This window comes from Blautia sp. MSJ-36 (assembly GCF_018917985.1).
In the GTDB taxonomy this organism is placed as follows: domain Bacteria; phylum Bacillota; class Clostridia; order Lachnospirales; family Lachnospiraceae; genus Blautia_A.
The window spans coordinates 13,363-31,472 of record NZ_JAHLPQ010000021.1; the positions used below are offsets into that span (position 1 = coordinate 13,363).

At 46.4% G+C, this 18,110-nt stretch carries 15 protein-coding genes; 1 reads left to right on the forward strand and 14 read right to left on the reverse strand.

Translation table 11 applies throughout. The features are described 5' to 3' along the window. Positions 1–156: 156 nt before the first annotated feature. From ilvA to KQI39_RS12930, 7 genes are all read right to left on the reverse strand, one after another. On the reverse strand, positions 157–1,368 hold the full coding sequence (gene ilvA / locus KQI39_RS12900) for a threonine ammonia-lyase (protein ID WP_148447143.1): 1,212 nt from the start codon (positions 1,366–1,368) through the stop codon (positions 157–159). 6 nt (positions 1,369–1,374) lie between these two features. Next, positions 1,375–2,313 (reverse strand): signal recognition particle-docking protein FtsY, encoded by a 939-nt coding sequence (ftsY, locus tag KQI39_RS12905; RefSeq protein WP_118062468.1) that lies wholly within the window; start codon positions 2,311–2,313, stop codon positions 1,375–1,377. 18 nt (positions 2,314–2,331) lie between these two features. After that, positions 2,332–5,892, reverse strand: coding sequence for a chromosome segregation protein SMC (gene smc / locus KQI39_RS12910; RefSeq protein WP_216418870.1), 3,561 nt, complete (start codon positions 5,890–5,892; stop codon positions 2,332–2,334). A gap of 14 nt (positions 5,893–5,906) precedes the next feature. Then, on the reverse strand, positions 5,907–6,587 hold the full coding sequence (gene rnc, locus KQI39_RS12915; protein WP_021977667.1) for a ribonuclease III: 681 nt from the start codon (positions 6,585–6,587) through the stop codon (positions 5,907–5,909). Then, positions 6,577–6,825: an acyl carrier protein gene (locus tag KQI39_RS12920; protein ID WP_216418872.1), complete on the reverse strand. Its 249-nt coding sequence runs from the start codon at positions 6,823–6,825 to the stop codon at positions 6,577–6,579. The genes rnc and KQI39_RS12920 overlap by 11 nt, the downstream gene beginning before the upstream one ends. A gap of 45 nt (positions 6,826–6,870) precedes the next feature. Further along, positions 6,871–7,917 carry a phosphate acyltransferase PlsX gene (gene plsX, locus KQI39_RS12925; RefSeq protein WP_216418874.1) on the reverse strand — a complete coding sequence of 349 codons (1,047 nt, stop codon included), beginning with the start codon at positions 7,915–7,917 and terminating at the stop codon, positions 6,871–6,873. Positions 7,918–8,165: 248 nt separating this feature from the next. Beyond that, the gene (locus KQI39_RS12930) at positions 8,166–9,998 is read right to left on the reverse strand and encodes an ABC-F family ATP-binding cassette domain-containing protein (RefSeq protein ID WP_216418876.1); all 1,833 of its coding nucleotides are present in this window, start codon (positions 9,996–9,998) and stop codon (positions 8,166–8,168) included. A 516-nt stretch (positions 9,999–10,514) separates the two neighbouring features. Here KQI39_RS12930 and KQI39_RS12935 point away from each other — a divergent pair. Then, positions 10,515–11,243: a LytR/AlgR family response regulator transcription factor gene (locus KQI39_RS12935; RefSeq protein WP_216418878.1), complete on the forward strand. Its 729-nt coding sequence runs from the start codon at positions 10,515–10,517 to the stop codon at positions 11,241–11,243. Here KQI39_RS12935 and KQI39_RS12940 read toward each other — a convergent pair. From KQI39_RS12940 to pta, 7 genes are all read right to left on the reverse strand, one after another. After that, positions 11,182–12,864 carry a sensor histidine kinase gene (locus KQI39_RS12940; protein WP_216418880.1) on the reverse strand — a complete coding sequence of 561 codons (1,683 nt, stop codon included), beginning with the start codon at positions 12,862–12,864 and terminating at the stop codon, positions 11,182–11,184. The genes KQI39_RS12935 and KQI39_RS12940 overlap by 62 nt on opposite strands. A gap of 40 nt (positions 12,865–12,904) precedes the next feature. Beyond that, positions 12,905–13,081 (reverse strand): hypothetical protein, encoded by a 177-nt coding sequence (locus KQI39_RS12945; protein WP_181989056.1) that lies wholly within the window; start codon positions 13,079–13,081, stop codon positions 12,905–12,907. 169 nt (positions 13,082–13,250) lie between these two features. Continuing rightward, the gene (locus KQI39_RS12950) at positions 13,251–14,618 is read right to left on the reverse strand and encodes an MATE family efflux transporter (protein ID WP_216418882.1); all 1,368 of its coding nucleotides are present in this window, start codon (positions 14,616–14,618) and stop codon (positions 13,251–13,253) included. Between the two features lie 95 nt (positions 14,619–14,713). After that, complete coding sequence (gene rpmF / locus KQI39_RS12955; RefSeq protein WP_015525241.1) at positions 14,714–14,896, reverse strand: 50S ribosomal protein L32; 183 nt, start codon at positions 14,894–14,896, stop codon at positions 14,714–14,716. 3 nt (positions 14,897–14,899) lie between these two features. Then, the gene (locus tag KQI39_RS12960) at positions 14,900–15,427 is read right to left on the reverse strand and encodes a YceD family protein (protein ID WP_092069907.1); all 528 of its coding nucleotides are present in this window, start codon (positions 15,425–15,427) and stop codon (positions 14,900–14,902) included. A 255-nt stretch (positions 15,428–15,682) separates the two neighbouring features. After that, positions 15,683–16,873 carry an acetate/propionate family kinase gene (locus KQI39_RS12965; protein WP_148447159.1) on the reverse strand — a complete coding sequence of 397 codons (1,191 nt, stop codon included), beginning with the start codon at positions 16,871–16,873 and terminating at the stop codon, positions 15,683–15,685. Positions 16,874–16,899: 26 nt separating this feature from the next. Continuing rightward, positions 16,900–17,907: a phosphate acetyltransferase gene (gene pta / locus KQI39_RS12970; RefSeq protein WP_148447162.1), complete on the reverse strand. Its 1,008-nt coding sequence runs from the start codon at positions 17,905–17,907 to the stop codon at positions 16,900–16,902. Between the last annotated feature and the right edge of the window lie 203 nt (positions 17,908–18,110).

The window sequence follows — 18,110 nt, forward strand, 5'->3', positions numbered from 1 at the left end:
TCAGAGGCTCTGCGAAGCTTCTTTTTCCATTTACTTATCATTTGCTTCCCCTTTTCCTCAGATTTTTCAATTAATATTTTACAAAACCGGACTGTTAATATTGTTATTTTAAACAGTCCGGTCAAATCAATATTTTATTTAGTTACTACTTATCTCTTACAGTATCGCCCGCACAACCCTAGGCTTGCATCCAGCCTTCTCAAGTGCTGCAACAATCTGATTCTTATGATCTGTTCCGAATGCTTCCATGGTGATTCGAAGTTCCACGGCTGCGTTTCGGTTGGTGCTTACGAACTGGTTGTGATCCAGCTTGATGACGTTGCCCTGGTTCTCGGCGATGACGCTGGCTACTCTTACGAGTTCGCCTGGCTTGTCCGGGATGAGGACGGATACTGTGAAGATTCGGTCTCTCTGGATGAGGCCGTGCTGTACAACAGAGGACATGGTGATTACGTCCATGTTTCCACCGCTTAAGATGGAAACGATTTTCTTTTTCTTCACATCCAGGTGGCGGAGAGCTGCTACGGTAAGGAGGCCGGAGTTCTCTACAATCATCTTGTGGTTCTCTACCATATCCAGGAAGGCTACGATCAGTTCGTCATCATCGATGGTGATGATATCGTCCAGGTTCTCCTGGATGTACGGGAAGATATTTTTTCCAGGGGTCTGTACTGCGGTACCGTCGGCGATGGTGTTTACGTGAGGAAGGGTTACGACCTCACCTTTTTCCAGGGATGCCTTCATGCAGGCTGCTCCTGCAGGCTCCACGCCGATGACCTTGATATGTGGGTTGAGGAGTTTTGCAAGGGTGGAAACACCAGTTGCAAGTCCGCCGCCGCCGATCGGGACGAGGATATAATCTACCAGCGGAAGTTCCTGTACGATCTCCATGGCAATGGTTCCCTGTCCGGTTGCTACTGCCGGGTCATCAAACGGATGAATGAAGGTGTAACCTTTTTCTTCTGCAAGTGCAAGTGCGTGTGCACAGGCCTCATCGTATACGTCACCGTGAAGGATAACTTCTGCGCCATAGCTCTTGGTACGCTCTACCTTGATCAGTGGTGTGGTGGTCGGCATGACGATGACTGCTTTTACTCCGTATTTATGTGCGGCATAGGCAACACCCTGTGCGTGGTTTCCTGCGGATGCGGTGATCAAGCCTTTGTTTCTTTCTTCATCGGAAAGTGTGCTGATCTTATAGTATGCGCCACGTACTTTGTAGGCACCGGTACGCTGCATGTTCTCCGGTTTCAGGTAAACCTTGTTTCCTGTCATATCTGAGAAATAACTGCTGTATATCAGCTTTGTTTCCTGTGTGACTTCTTTTACTTTTGCTGCCGCTTCCTCAAAGCTTTCTAATGTAAGCATTTGTATTTAGCTCCTTTCTTCTACGTCAAAGAGGGCGTTTACAAATGCGTCTGCGTCGAATTTCTGCAGGTCATCGATGCTCTCGCCTACTCCGATGTATTTTACTGGTATGTCAAGCTCGGACTGGATCGCTACGGCGATTCCACCTTTGGCTGTACCATCAAGTTTGGTAAGAATGATTCCGGTAACATTGGCTACCTCGGCAAACTGTCTTGCCTGGGACAGTGCGTTCTGGCCGGTGGTTCCATCAAGGACGACCAGGGTTTCCAGATAGGCTTCCGGGTACTCACGTTCCAGAATACGGTAAATTTTGCGAAGCTCTTCCATAAGATTCTTCTTATTGTGAAGTCTTCCTGCTGTGTCACAGATCAGTACATCTGCATTTCTGGCCTTGGCTGCTGCCACCGCATCGTATACAACCGATGCCGGGTCTGCACCATCCTGTCCGCCGATGATCTCAACACCTGCACGGTTGGCCCACTGTGTCAGCTGTTCTCCTGCTGCCGCACGGAACGTATCTGCCGCGCCAAGGATTACTTTCTTTCCCTGATCCTTCAGTTTACCGGCAAGTTTACCTACGGAGGTAGTTTTACCGACTCCGTTGACACCGATCACCAGGATTACGGATTTCCGGTTCTCGAATTCATATTCTGTGCTTTCCACCTGCATCTGCTTCTTGATGCTGTCGATCAGAAGCTGCTTGCACTGGGAAGGCTCCTTGATATGCTGCTCGGCCACCTGTTCCTTCAGATGTTCCAGAATGGAGGTGGTTGCGTTGATGCCGATGTCTCCCATGATCAGAATTTCTTCCAGCTCTTCATAAAAATCATCATCAATACTGGAAAAACCGCTGAAAATGGAATCAAATCCGGCAACGATATTGTCTCGCGTTTTGGTAAGTCCGCTTACCAGACGTTTAAAAAATCCCTTTTTTTCTTCTGCCATACTGCTTCATCCCCTCTGCTACCGGGTAAGCTGGTTCTCTACCAGATCTACTGATACCAGCGTTGATACCCCTTTTTCCTGCATGGTAATTCCATAAAGGCGGTCTGCCGCATTCATGGTACCACGTCTATGTGTTATTATAATAAATTGTGTGTTCTTCGTCAACTTCTGTAAATATCCTGCAAAACGGCCTACGTTGGAATCATCCAGAGCTGCCTCGATCTCATCCAGAAGACAGAACGGTGATGGTTTCAGGTTCTGGATGGCAAAAAGAAGGGCGATGGCTGTCAGTGCCTTCTCTCCACCGGAAAGCTGCATCATGTTCTGGAGTTTTTTTCCAGGTGGCTGGGAAATAATTTTGATTCCTGCCTCCAGAATGTCCTCGTCTTCCGCAAGTTCCAGAGTTCCCCGGCCTCCGCCAAACAGCTCTTTAAAGGCTTTGTCAAATTCCTTCTGGATCTCTCCGAATTTTTCGGTGAACTGTTTCCGCATTCCCTCATCCAGCTCCTGAATGATCTGTTCCAGCGTTTTTTCCGCTTCCAGAAGATCGTTGTACTGGCCGCTTAAGAAGGTATGACGTTCCAGAAGTTCCTTGTAATCTTCAATGGCATTGACGTTGACAGAACCAAGGGCGCGGATCTCGTCCTTTAATTTGTGGATCTGCTGTTTCATCACATGGCGGTCACTGAATTCTTCTTTTCGGTACTGCAGCGCATTATTCGGGGTGATCTCGTATTCCTCCCACATGTAGGAAATACGGGCTTCCCGGTTTTCTTCGATCTTTTCTGCCTGAGTTTTCAGACGGAAACATTCTTTGTCCAGAAGGCTGATCTGATTGGATAATTCATCCCGCTTTTCAAAGAACTCTTTATGGCTCTTCGTGCTTTCTTCTTTTTCCTGCTGCAGTTTTTCAAGCTGTTTTTCGGATGCTTCTTCTTTTGCAGCAAAACTTTCGATTTCAGCCTGGACATTTTTGATCGTTTTTCTTTTTTCTGCTGTTTCCTGGCTGCCTTTTTCCAGGGAATCCAGAATTTCTTCTTTTTCTTTTAAAAGAACATCGATCTCTTCTTTCAGACGTTTCAGGTTCTCCTTTATGAAGCTTTCTTTCTGCTGGGATGCGGATGCGTCCAGACGGATCTTTTCCAGAGTTTCCAGGGTTTGTGCCTCATCCTTTTTCCAGTCTTCCAGTTCCTTCTGGCGGGTTTCGATGAAGGTTTCCAGCTCTTCCTCGTCCTTTTTGGAAGTTTCCAGTTCCTGGGTGATCTGGGCGTTATCTGCCTGCATTTCTCTTGTCTGGCGGCGGATTTCTTCCTCTTCCCGCTGGATTCTTACATAACCGCCCCGGATTTCTTCTGCTTTTTTCTCCAGCTGCTCGATGTTCATTCTGGCTGTATTCTGCCCGATGGACTGCTCCTGAAATTTCTGCTGCAGAGAATTTACGGTATCCCGCATTTCATTTCGTTTCCTGCGGTTATCCTCCATGGACTGACGGATTTCGTTGTATCTGACCGCAAGTTCTTTCACTTTCTTTTCCAGTTCTTCGATCTCACGGCGGCGGCCGAGAAGATTGCTGTTATTCTTAAAAGCTCCACCAGTCATGGAACCGCCCGGGCTTAAAGACTCACCCTCCAGAGTTACCATTCGGATACTGTGACGGTATTTTCTGGCAATGGCAATGGCGTGGTCAATATTGTCCACAACCAGTACTTTTCCAAGAAGATAACCGATCAGTCCCGCATATTCTTTGTCTGCACTTACCAGACCACTTGCAAGACCGATGGCTCCCTCTTCATTTAAGGCTCCCCTCTGGGCGAATTCGCCTCTCTGGGAAATACTGTTTAAGGGAAGGAAGGTAGCACGTCCGTACCGGTTTTTCTTCAGGAATTCGATCATCTCCTTGGCTGTCTGCTCATTGTCTGTGACAATGTTCTGGATGCTTCCGCCAAGTGCTGTCTCAATGGCGATCTCGTAGTTTTTTTCCACATGGATGATATCTGCCACAACACCCCGGATGCCCGGCACATGGTCTTTCTGCTCCATGACACGGCGGATGCTGTTTCCGTAACCGTCGTAACGTTCCGTGATGTTCTTTAAAGATTCCAGACGGGAAGCCTCTCTATGGTAGGCTCTCTGGCTTTCTTCCAGTTCCTGATTCTGCTGCTTCAGAGTTTCCTGAATAGCCTTGATCTCTTTTGTGAGATTGCTGCCTTCTTCCTGAATCGCCTGAATGGCTTCGGTGATGGTATCGTACTCTTTTTTTGCCTGAGTGATGGCCGACTGCTGTTCTTCTTCCTGGGTTTTCAGGGAAAGTATTCTCTGGCTGATCCCGGCTTTCCGGATATCCAGCTGTTCCATCATGGCATCAAAACGCTGGGCCTTACCTTTGGTGTTTGCACGGGAGTTGAGGATTTCGATAATTTCGTTTTTTCCATCTTCTACTGCCTGGGTACATTCTTCAATGTTGCTCTGGATGTTATCCAGCTTTTCCTGCTCGTCGGAGAGCTCTTTGCTGATCTCGCGGAGCTTTGCCTGCAGGTCTGCTCTCTGCTCTTCCAGTTCCTCTCTGTCTGCGGATTTTTTCTCCGTGTCTTCCTGGATAGCCAGAAGACGGCTGCGGTAATGGCTGTCGTTCTGCTCGCCTGCAAGGATCTGTTCATGAAGGACATTGATCTCACCAGAAAGCTGCTGCTTACGGATGGCACGGTCCCGGCTTTCTTCCCGGAGAGTGTCCATACGCTGATTTAGCTCTTCCAGAGATTTTTCCAGGCGCTCATACTCCTCTTTTGTGCGGCTGTGGGCGTCTTTTGCCTCCTGTAACTGGTTTTCCGCGATTCTGGTCTTTTCTTCCAGCTCTTTGATCAGATTGCCGGTGTGTTCATATTCCAGAAGGAACATGTTCACATCCAGCTCTTTTAGGCTTTCTCTTTTTGCCAGATAAATCTTTGCAGTTTCAGACTGACGTTCCAGAGGTTCCAGCTGTTTAGTCAGCTCGCTTAAAATATCGGTGACACGGACCAGGTTCTGCTGCTCTTCTTCCAGTTTTTTCAGAGTGGTGTTTTTTCGCCTTTTGAACTTGACGATTCCTGCTGCCTCGTCAAAAAGCTCACGGCGGTCTTCCGGCTTGCCGCTTAAGATCTTGTCGATCTGACCCTGGCCGATGATGGAGTAGCCTTCTTTTCCGATACCGGTATCATAAAACATCTCATTGATGTCTTTCAGACGGCAGGAACTTCCGTTGATGCGGTATTCACTTTCTCCGGAGCGGTACAGCCTTCTGGTTACAGTTACTTCCTCAAAATCCACCGGAAGTTTGTGGTCACTGTTATCCAGAGTGATGGCCACGGATGCAAAGCTTAAGGGCTTCCGGAGTTCTGTTCCGGAAAAAATAACGTCCTGCATATTTCCGCCTCGCAACTGCTTGGCACTCTGCTCTCCCAGAACCCAGCGGACTGCATCGCCGACGTTGCTTTTTCCACTGCCGTTTGGGCCTACAATGCCAGTGATTCCGTTATGAAATTCAAAATTGATTTTCTGTGCAAAGGATTTGAATCCCTGCACCTCTATATTTTTCAGATACATTGGACACCTGCTGTTTATTTGATCCTGCGGATCGCCTCAAGAGCTGCGGCCTGCTCTGCCGCTTTCTTGGTATGTCCGGTTCCGGTTCCCATACTTTCTCCGTTGATCAGGGCTTCTACGGTAAAGCTCTTGCTGTGATCCGGTCCTTCTTCTTTCAGAAGACGGTATTCCACCGGATGGTTTCCGCCTTCCTGTACCATCTCCTGCAGTACGGTCTTGCTGTCATAAAAAATTCTCTTATCTTCCAGATCATTGAGGATAAATTTCAGAACAAATGTCTGGGCCGGTTCAAAACCACCATCCAGATACATGGCTCCAATAAGGGATTCCAGCGCATCGGATACGATGGAGTCACGTTTCCGGCCACCCATCATTTCCTCGCCTCTTCCAAGAAGAATAAACTCCGGAAGGCCGAATTCTCTTGCACAGTAGGCAAGGCTCTTTTCGCATACCATGCTGGCACGCTTTTTAGTAAGTTCTCCCTCCTGGTTGTTGCGGAATTTTTTGTACAGAAAGTCACTGCTGATCAGTTCCAGCACTGCGTCACCCAGGAATTCCAGACGCTCGTTGCAGCCAAGTTTTCCAAGATGTTTCTCATTGGCATAGGAGCTGTGTGTCATTGCCTGTTCCAGCAAAGATTTTGCGGTAAACTGATATCCGATGGTCTGTTCCAGTTTTTTTAAATTATTTTCCATTTCTTTTTCCCTTCGTTGCGCGGCGAAGAGTCTCCACTGCATCGGAAATGGTTACAATCTCTTCTGCATCCTCTGCATCTATGTGGATATCGTAGGTTTCTTCCAGATCAATAAGCATCTGGAAAAAATCCAGGGAATCCATGCCCAAGTCATCCACAAAGGTCGTTTTTTCCGTAAGGAGATCTACGGTTCTTCCCAGAGTTTTTTCTATGATTGTTTTCAGTATTTCCAGTTCCACGACTGTTCGCCTCCTGTTCTGTCTGTAATAATTTCTGTTCTGTTTTTATTTCTCTTGGGCTTTTGCTTCTGCCTGTGCTTTCTGTTCGGCCGCAATAAATTCTTCGATCTTTTCGTTGATCTTTTCTTCCTTAAACTGCTCGCACTGGAAGATGGCATGACGGATTTCCACGCTCTTTGCGCTTCCGTGGCTCTTTACTACCAGGCCTTTCAGTCCAAGAAGCGGAGCTCCGCCGTATTCGCTGGCGTCAAAGGCTTTCAGGGTTTCCTTGAGAGCCGGTTTCACCATCAGGGCTCCTACTTTGCTTCTAAGGCTTGTCATCATGCCTTTTTTGATCATGGATACCATAGTGGCTCCCACGCCTTCATAAAGCTTGAGGATCACATTTCCCACAAATGCTTCACAGACAACCACATCTGCGTATCCTGCCGGGATATCTCTTGCCTCAATGCTTCCGATGAAATTGATATCTTTGCATGCTTTTAAGAGAGGGAAAGTGGCCTTAACCAGGGCATTGCCTTTTTCTTCCTCTGCACCGTTATTTACGATGGCTACTCTTGGTTTCTTAACTCCCACTACGTTCTCCATATAAATGGAACCCATCTGTGCAAACTGTACCAGATGGTTCGGTCTGGCATCTACGTTGGCGCCGCAGTCGATCAGAAGGGAAACTCCTTTGGCTGTCGGGATCAGCGGGGCAAGAGGCGGTCTCTGGATGCCTTTGATCCTGCCTACAATCACCTGTCCGCCTACCAGAACTGCTCCGGTGCTTCCGGATGATACGAAGGCATCTGCCTCCTGTTTTTTTACAAGATTTAAACCTACTACAATGGAGGAATCTTTCTTTTTCTGGATTGCCATTACCGGAGGCTCTGCGGTCTCAATCACCTGGGAAGCGTGTACCACACGGATTCTGTCTTTCGGGTAATCCTGGTATTTCTGAAGTTCTGCCTTTATCACATCTTCCTGTCCTGTGAGGATAACCTGAATGTTATGTTTCTCTTTTACGGCTTCTACGGCTGCCTTCACCGGCTCTACCGGGGCATTGTCACCGCCCATTGCGTCTACAACGACTTTTACCATTTCTGACATATGTTGTCCTTTCTCTGTCCGAAAACCTTTTCGGAATGCATATGATACACTGTAGTGAAAATCCTCAGACCCAGCGGTACAAGGATTTTCACTGCAGAGTACCAAAACAAATGTACCGTTACTTATGATACTAAAATTCTGCCCGGGAAGTCAATACGTTTCGCGCAAACCCTGAAAATAAAACAGTTGAAAACAGAGAGCTTATAGCGGCATTCCCCGAAATGCTATAAGCTCTCTGCTGATATATCTTATTCTTTCTGCGCCTCGATCTGTTCCGCAAGGTCGTTTAAATACACCCAACGATCCATTTTTTCATCCAGCTTCTGCTGGGTTTCCTGCTGTTCTTCGGAAAGTTCCCGGAGTTTTCCGGCGTTGGTGGCATTGACTGCCATTTCTTTGTCGATCTGTTCCAGACGTTCCTCCAGTGCCGCAATGTCATCATCGATGGTTTCAAATTCTTTCTGTTCTTTATAGGTAAATTTCAGCTTCTGTTTCCGGTTCTGTTTCCAGGTATCTGCTGAGGATTTCTTTTTTTCCGGTTCCGGCATCTCGTCCTGGCTGCTGCCTGCCATATCCGAACGTGTTTCCAGTGTCTGGCCTTTTCTGGCTTTCGCTTCCAGATAATCGGTGTATCCCCCTTCATACTGTACCAGCTGTCCATCCCCCTCAAATGCCATAATGCGGTTTACCACATTGTCAAGGAAATAACGGTCATGAGATACGGTAATCACAATACCGGAAAAAGAATCCAGATAATCTTCCAGGATAGTCATAGTAGGGATATCCAGATCATTTCCTGGCTCATCCAGGAGCAGGACGTTCGGTGCCTCCATCAGGACTTTCAGAAGGTACAGTCTTCTCTTCTCTCCTCCGGAAAGTTTTTCTACAGGTGTGTACTGCATGGCCGGGTCAAAAAGAAATCTCTCCAGCATCTGGGAAGCGGTGATTCTTCCTTCTTTCGTCGGAACATATTCTGCCACTTCACGGATATAATCGATCACTCGCTGTCTTCCATCCATATCCGGAACGTTCTGGGCGAGATATCCGATGCGGATGGTTTCGCCGATCTGAATTTCTCCGGAATCCGGAGCAACCAGTCCTTCTACCATCTTAAGGAGGGTGGATTTTCCACAGCCGTTGGGGCCGATGATTCCAAGGCGCTGATCTCTTAGAACAATATAATCAAAATCATTGATCAGAAGGCGGCCTTCTATGGCTTTACTCACGTGATGGAACTCTACGGTCTTTTTGCCCATACGGGTTTCCACGGAGTCCATCTCTACATTCTGATCTTTTACCGGAGTTTTTCCTGCTTTCAGTGCTTCCAGACGGTCAAGCCTTGCCCTCTGCTTGGTACTTCTGGCCCGGCAGCCTCTTGCCGCCCATTCCAGTTCCATCCGAAGGACACTGCGGCGTTTACGGTCGCTGGCAAGCTCCATCTCTTCTCTCTGGGCTTTCAATTCCAGAAACCTGGAGTAATCTCCTGCATAGGAATATAATTTTCCGTGGCTGATCTCCAGGATACGGTTGGCCACACGGTCCAGGAAGTATCGGTCATGGGTAACCATGATCACAGTTCCACGAAAATTCCGAAGAAAGTCTTCCAGCCAGGTAACCATCTCCCCGTCCAGGTGGTTGGTAGGCTCATCCAGGATCAGGATGTCTGCCGGATTTAAAAGCATTCTGGCCAGTGCCACTCTCTTTTTTTCACCGCCGGAAAGATTATCCATATTGCTGTTCTGGTCTGTAATTCCAAGCGTGTTCAGCATACGGCGTGCCTCGCTCTCCGTACTCCAGTCTTTCTGCCATTTGCCCTCTGCCACATAGTCCAGAATGGTCATATGCTGTGGAAATTCCGGAGTCTGGGGAAGCCAGCTGATACGAATTCCGTTCTGGGTGATCACCTGGCCTTCATCCGGTTCTTCTTCTCCTGCAATGACCCGGAGTAGGGTGGTTTTTCCTGTTCCGTTGACACCGATGATTCCGATCTTTTCTCCCTGATCAATGCCGCAGGAAATATCGTCAAAAATTACCTTGTCTCCAAAAATCTTGTGGATATGTTCTATATTAAGAATGTTCATGTGTGTTTCTCCATTTTCTTTTTTCGTAAGTTCCTGCAGATAAAGATATCCGCATTGGCTTTTTCACTCTACAACGAATAATAACGAATTTCCTGCTTTCCGTCAAGAAGCATGTATTTTGGGAACGGGGAAAACGGCTGCGTTTCATGCTCTGAAATACAGCCGTTGTTGTAAGGGTTTTTTTAAGGGTTTTGTCTGGATTTTTGTTGACAGTTTCTCATGTCGCCAGGTTTCTTTTTTACTTTCCGTATATCTACCGCCTTTCTTTTTGGATGACATCATTGTAAAAAATTTCCCGGCAAATGACAACCAACCTGTGACGAAATGACGTTTTCCATGATATCTTGCACTCTTTTTCCAGAATTTACTAATGATTTTGAGAGAATATGAGATCTTACGACATTTCTCTACAAAATCTCCCCCGTAAAACTTATGTAAAATCGTAAACTGCCTCTGGACATTCCGAAAAGTTATGCTATACTACCTTTACACTTATTTCTCCGGAGGTTACAGATTTTGAATATTGCTATTATTGATGACATTGCATCGGACGCAGAACAGCTGAAACGCATTATTACTTCTTATTTTGAAAACAGACAGATTCCCACGGAAATCCGGTACTTTTCCAGTGCGGAGGCTTTCTTTGACGATTACCGGCCCGGAAATTTCCAGATCCTGTTTCTGGATATCTATATGGATGGCATTACCGGCATGGAAGCAGCCAGAAGAATCCGAAATCAGTCTGATGACTGCATTCTTGTTTTTGTGACTACCAGCAGTGAATTTGCGGTGGAAAGCTACGACGTAAATGCCGCCTACTATCTTCTGAAACCTTTTCAGCCGGAAAAACTGTGTCAGATTCTGGATTCTTTTCGTCTGAAAGAGGCTCTTCATGCACGATATATCGAAATTATTTCTGACCGTGTTCCTGTGCGTGTGCCGCTGCACAGCATTCTGTATGCAGATACATTCCGCAATGCCGTCTGCCTGCATACAGATGCCGGCCCGCTGCGTTCTTACCTTACATTCCATAAATTTGAGGATCAGATCCGTGACTGCCACAATTTTCTCTCCTGTTACCGTGGATGTATGGTAAATATGGACCGCATCCAGGAAGCCACCGACGACGGATTCCTTCTGGATAACGGAGAAACTGTCCAGATCCGGAAACGTGGTTCTGCCGCTATCCGAAAAGCTTATCTTCAGTATCTTTTTTCGTCAGGCGAAGGAAAATCTCTGCCTTAAAAATCCCATTATGGTCCTGAAAGTCTGCAAGACCACCATAACGTGCCGCAATCTCCGAGATGGATGTGGTTCCGATTCCCTGTCCGGAATGTTTTCCGGAGAAAATTCCGTCCCTGCCTCTTCGAAGAGAACCTGTACAACTATTTTCTTCTTCGATCAGCAGTTTATTATTTCTGGCCCGGATCTGTACCCGGATAAATCTCGGGCTGCCATCCGGGCACCTTTCAGCTGCCTCAACTGCGTTTTCCAGCAGATTTCCAAAAAGCCGGCAGAAGTCGGTATCTTCGATTCCTGTATTCTCCGGTGCCTCCACCTGGCACTGAAAAGAGATTCTTTTTTCCCGGCAGATCTCCTCATAATAATGAAGAATTGCATCGGTTACCTGATTTTTACAGTAGGTCTGATATGTAAGCCTCTCCTGAAACTCCCTTGTATACCGGCAAAGATACGTCTGCATTTCCTCATACTGTTTCTGTTCCAGAAGTGCAGCCAGCACCCGGAGATGTTGCCGCATATCATGACGGACACGGCTGGTTTCATCCATCTGCGCTTTCAGTTTTTCGTAATGTTTTTTCTGAGCAAGCAGACGCAGTTCTGTCTGTTTGCTGTATATCTCATAGGTGAGACGGATTTTGTACGCTTCTGAAAGATCTCTCCACAGCACGCAGGCAAACGCAATGGCCAGTACCATCCCTCCGGTCTCCGGAAACCGGCCTCCGATGATAGGTTCGTAAAGAGGCCAGATCCGATCTGCTACAAGGGAACAGGCGTAAACCGTTGTTCCCACCAGAACAATTTTCCCATATCCGCAGTCAGTTTCCCCGAAAGTATTTACCAACATATAAAACGCCGCAACCCATTTGACAGCTTCGCTGATCCAGGATGCTTCATAGAAAATTCCTGCTGAGGGAAGAATATCCGCAAAAATTTCCAGAAGAAAAGCTACCACAATCCAGACCTCAATCATAAGAGACAGATATGTCCTGGTGCGAATATGTACTGTAAGCACTCCAAACATGACGCAAATACAAAATGCCATGGCAAATCCGCTCCCAAGTACCCGCAATCCTCTCTGCATATTGATCTGAACCGGGGACCCGAACACCGGAATATACTGAATTCCGGATTTGACATGGTTTTTGTCTGCCACTGCTATAACAATTTCCGCCATTTCAGATCCCTGAAATGTAAAAACACGGTTCATAATCTGCTCTTTATAAGTTTTTTCATCCGGATCTCCCACTTCTCCTGCCAGTTCTCCGTTGATATAAATCCGGTATGCGGAAAGGACCTCCGTAAGAGAAAGGGCCCATGTCTGTTCTTTTTTCGGCAGAATCAGAATCATCCGATAGGTTCCGCAGCCATAGGGAGAGGCATTTTTGTCACCCAGTTCCATTCCTCCGTATTCTCCAATGGAAATATATCGGCTGTAATATCCGGTGTTTTCTTTCAACATATCTGGAGTAAGAAGTTTCCCCGGAAAATACTGCCATTCTCTGGCCAGATAATGCAGTTTCCCCGCTGCTTTTTCCTCATCCAGACAGAGAATTCCCTGAATGGGCTGCTCTCCTCTGGCCGTATATTCATTGTTCATGCGGTACATCAGAAAAAATGCCGCCATGGATAAAATCACTGTAATTCCGAAAATAAGAGTCCACAGCTTATTTTTCTTCTCTATGGCTGCCACCCCGCTTTCCGGATCGGTTTCGGATTCCCACCGTCAGGGCTGTGATTGCTGCCATTACCGTTTTTATGGCGTACCTCATGCAGATCCCCATAACAATCACTCCAAGTATTGATAAAATCCCATATCTTATTGTTTTTCGCAGATTGTGCATGTGATTCATCCCCTTTTGTGCTGTTTTAAATATCCATCTATATGCGTCCAGAATACCGCTTTTTCTCTTTTCAGGCAATGAAATCAATTCGTAATAAATCGACATTTTTCGAGAAAAACAAAGGTGCCAATCACTGCTATCACGCAGAATCAGCACCCTTTTTATATGGTTATTTCTTTTTTTGTATACCGGGAAAACGCCGGAAATAGTAAATGACAAACAGCACCGCAGTAATTACCCAGGACACCGGATAGCTGAGCATAATGCTGTTAATTCCGGGATGGGATTTTACAAAGGCAAACAGCCAGATAATCCGGATCATGCAGACGCCTCCGCATGTCAGAATCATGGGGATCAGAACTCTTCCGGCACCACGCAGGGCGCCGGATAAAATTCCAATCACAACATAAAGAGCATAGGACGGAATCAGGAACCGGATCATATGGACTCCGATTTCCACCACCGTCTGATCTGTGGTAAATAGGCGGTAAATTGATCCCGCAAACAGAACAATTGCACCACTTACAATAAATGCGGTAATATATGCCATTGCCATACAGACACGGACGCTTTTTCGCATGCGGTGGTATTTTCCGGCACCGTAGTTCTGTCCCACAAAGGTGGTAATTGAGATAGCAAAGGCATTGCAGACCATCCAGAATACCGCGTCAATTTTTCCCAGAGTTCCCCAGGCTGCCACAGTATCCGTGCCCAGCTCATTGACAAAGATCTGAATGGTAAGATTGGCGATATTATACATTACAGATTCCAGTCCTGCCGGAAGTCCGATCCTTAAAACTGCTCCAAGAGACCGGAGATCAAAACGGATCTCATGGAATTCCAGACGGTAAATATCTTCTGCCCGCATCAAAAACCAGGTTACAAGAATGGCACTGACTGCCTGACAGCTGACTGTTGCAAGTGCAACGCCAAGAACTCCCATATGGAAGATTACAACAAACACAACATCCAGAAGAATATTCAAAAGGCAGGTGATGATCAGCACATAAAGGGGTCTTTTGGAGTCTCCTACTGCTCTTAAGATACTGGATACCATGTTGTAAACCAGATTAAAAAAAGTTCCCGCAAAATAGATATGCAGGTACAGTACAGAATCCGAAATTACTTCTGCCGGTGTTTTCATCAGGTAAAGAATCGGCTCTGCCAAAATAAATCCTGCTGTTCCCACAATTATGCTGGCTGCCAGACAGAAAATCATGGATGTGTGAAGCGCTTTTTTGAGATTTTTGTGGTCTTTTGCGCCGTAGAACTGAGAGATTACCACAGCCGCACCAGAACATAGGCCCACAAAAAATCCTACAATCAGATTCACAATCATGCTGGACGAACCACCGACTGCAGCCAGCGCTTCTTTTCCCACAAAACGGCCTACCACAACCGTATCGGCGGTATTATAAATCTGCTGGAACAGAGTTCCAAACAAGATCGGAAAAAAGAAAAACAGAAGCTGTTTCCAGATCACGCCCTCTGTGATCTGGTTTACGGCGGTATTTTTCTGATTTTTGTTCTCTTTCATATTTTTATTTCCCCTCAGAGTATAAAAAAAGCCGGTATACTTATCTCAGCATACCAGACTCTTTTCTGCATCATATATTGACTGTCTAATTAAAATTAGTCCTCAACTTTGATGATTTCCTTCTTATTGTAGCTTCCGCAAGCTTTGCAAACTCTGTGTGGCATCATAAGTGCTCCACATTTGCTACATTTAACAAGGTTCATAGCGCTCATTTTCCAGTTCGCTCTTCTCTTGTCACGTCTAGCTTTGGAAGATTTGTTCTTAGGACAAATGGACATAGGTTACACCTCCTTAAATTTACTGAATATATCACTGATAGCTGCCATGCGGGGATCCTTAGGCTCCTCCTTGCATCCGCAGGGACCTTCGTTCAGGTTCTTCCCGCAGCGGCTGCAGATACCTTTACAGTCTTCTTTACATAAGACCTTCAAAGGCCAGCATATCAATACCTCAAGATAGACCAACCGGTCCACATCCAGGTTCATACCTGTGAGATAGCTGCTTTCATCCAGATCATTGACACGTTCTTCGTCAGAAAGCTTCATGTCGAGCTTCTTCTTAAATTCCAGAGGTATCTCTACGGCTACTGTCTCGAGACAGCGGTCACAGGGGATTCCCACTGTAATCTTACCGGTTCCTGTAAGTTCAAGAACCTTGTCACCAGTATTGGTGATTGTAAGCTCTACCGGTTCTTTCGCAAGTACCGGAAAACTTCCCATCTGAAAATCAATCTTCTCCAGTTCAGGAACAACTGACTCCTGGATCGTCTTGCCATCACAGGAAGAAATGTCTAATAAATGAATCTGCATAAGTCTCTCCTATCCACACTCAATCCATTATACATATGGTCTTGTGATTTGTCAACGTTATTTTCGGGAAAATATTACATTTTTTTAATTTTTTGTTACTGTTGGCTTAATCGGAAATTCAGGGGCAAATTTCGGGGGTGGACTGTTACCTGTCCGCCCCCGAATGTATACTGCTGGTTCGCAATAATATTCTGCCTGATTTCCGGCTATGCCCGAACGGTTTTATACCATCTGTGTCAGTACTGAAGCGGCTGATTATACCAGTGCTACAGTCTCACGGCAGATTGCAAGCTCCTCGTTTGTCGGGATAACTGCAACTTTAACTTTGGAATCTGGTGTGGAGATTACGATCTCCTCGCCACGATGTCCGTTTGCGTCTTTGTCAAGTGTTACGCCAAGGTATCCAAGATAGCTTACAACTTTCTCACGTACCGGGATTGCGTTCTCACCGATACCTGCTGTGAAGACGATTGCGTCAACACCGTTCATTGCTGCAACATATCCGCCTACGAATTTAGCGATGCCGTAGCAGAGAACGTCGATTGCGTTTGCTGCATCTTCGTTTCCACCCTCAGCTGCCTCGTTAAGGTCACGGAAGTCGCTGGAAAGTCCGCCGGAAAGTCCAAGAAGACCGGATTTCTTGTTGAGTACGTTCATAACGCCCTCGATGTCAAGGTTCTCTTTCTTAGCGATGAACTCCATGATAGCCGGGTCGATGTTACCGGAACGTGTTCCCATAACAACACCTTCCAGTGGTGTAAGACCCATTGTGGTGTCTACACATTTTCCGTTTACAACAGCGCTGATGGAAGATCCGTTTCCAAGGTGGCAAACGATAACTTTGGAGTTGTCTTTGTCAAGGCCAAGGAACTCAACAGCTCTCTTGGATACGAAGCTGTGGGATGTTCCATGGAAACCGTATCTTCTTACTTTATATTTCTTGTAGAATTCAAGCGGAAGTCCATAGAGATATGCTTTTGCAGGCATTGTCTGATGGAAAGCGGTATCAAATACACCTACCTGCGGTACACCTGGCATAAGCTCTGCACATACACGGATACCGATCAGGTTTGCCGGGTTGTGAAGCGGTGCAAGGTCGTTGCACTCTTCTACTGCTTTGATCATCTCATCTGTGATCACTGCGGAAGAAGCGAATTTCTCGCCGCCGTGTACGACACGGTGTCCGATTGCGTTAACCTCTTTCAGGCTTCCGATTGCGCCTGTCTTGTCATTGGTAAGTGCATCCAGTACCATCTGGATTGCCTCTTTATGTGTTGGCATAGCTGCCTCTGTGATCTCTTTGTCACATCCGGCTTTCTGATATACCAGTCTTCCGTCGATACCGATTCTCTCGCAGAGACCTTTTGCAAGGACATTCTCTGTCTCGGAATCGATTAACTGATATTTTAATGAAGAACTTCCACAGTTGATAACCAATACGTTCATGATTTTACTCTCCTGATTATTTATAATTATTTATCCTCTGCCTGGCACTGTACTGCTGTGATTGCTACAACACCTACGATATCGTCTGCAGAGCATCCACGGGACAGGTCATTTACAGGTTTCGCGATACCCTGTGTAACAGGTCCGTATGCTTCAGCTTTACCAAGACGCTGAGCAAGTTTGTATCCGATGTTACCTGCATCAAGGTCTGGGAATACCAGTACGTTCGCTTTACCAGCTACTTCGCTTCCTGGTGCTTTGGATGCGCCTACGCTTGGAACGATAGCTGCATCAAGCTGGAACTCTCCGTCAAGTTTAAGCTCCGGATGCTCCTCTTTTGCGATTCTGGTAGCCTCTACGACTTTATCTACGTCAGGATGTTTTGCACTTCCCTTGGTGGAGTGGGAAAGCATAGCTACGATTGGCTCCTCCTGAACAAGAAGTTTGAAGGACTCAGCGGAAGATGCTGCGATTGCGGAAAGTTCATCCGGTGTCGGGTTCTGGTTCAGACCAGAATCAGCAAATACGAATGCACCGTTTGCGCCATACTCGCAATCCGGAACTACGATCAGGAAGAATGCGGATACAAGCTTGGTTCCCGGTTTTGTCTTCAGGATCTGAAGGCATGGACGAAGTGTATCTGCTGTAGAGTGGCATGCACCGGATACCATACCGTCTGCATCACCCATCTTAACCATCATTACGCCATAGTATGGGTACTGAGTATGAAGGATCTCTTTCGCTTTCTCAGGTGTCATTCCTTTTTTTGCTCTCAGTTCTACGAATTTATCAATGTATGCCTGAGTTCTGTCGGATGTCTCCGGATCTACGATCTGTGCGCCGGAAATATCAAAGCCGCCCTCTGCAGCTTTCTTGTTGATCTCTTCCTCATTACCGATGAGGATGATCTTGGCAACTCCCTCTTTCAGAATCTTGTCAGTTGCCTCAAGAGTTCTCATATCCTCTGTCTCTGGCAGTACAATTGTTTTTACGCTTTCTTTTGCTCTTTTTTTAAGCAGTTCAACAAATCCCATGATTAAATGGCTCCTTTCTTGATGTAACAAAAACGCTAGTGTCTGTTCGGGCACTACACTGTGTTTATTATACCCCCTTACACTTTGTATTTCAAGCTTTTCATTGTCAGAAAATGGATGTATGGCGTATTTTTTGAGATGCAATTTACGGGCCTGAATGCAAAGCAGATTATGTATGGCTTAACTTTTTGTGATGCTTATGT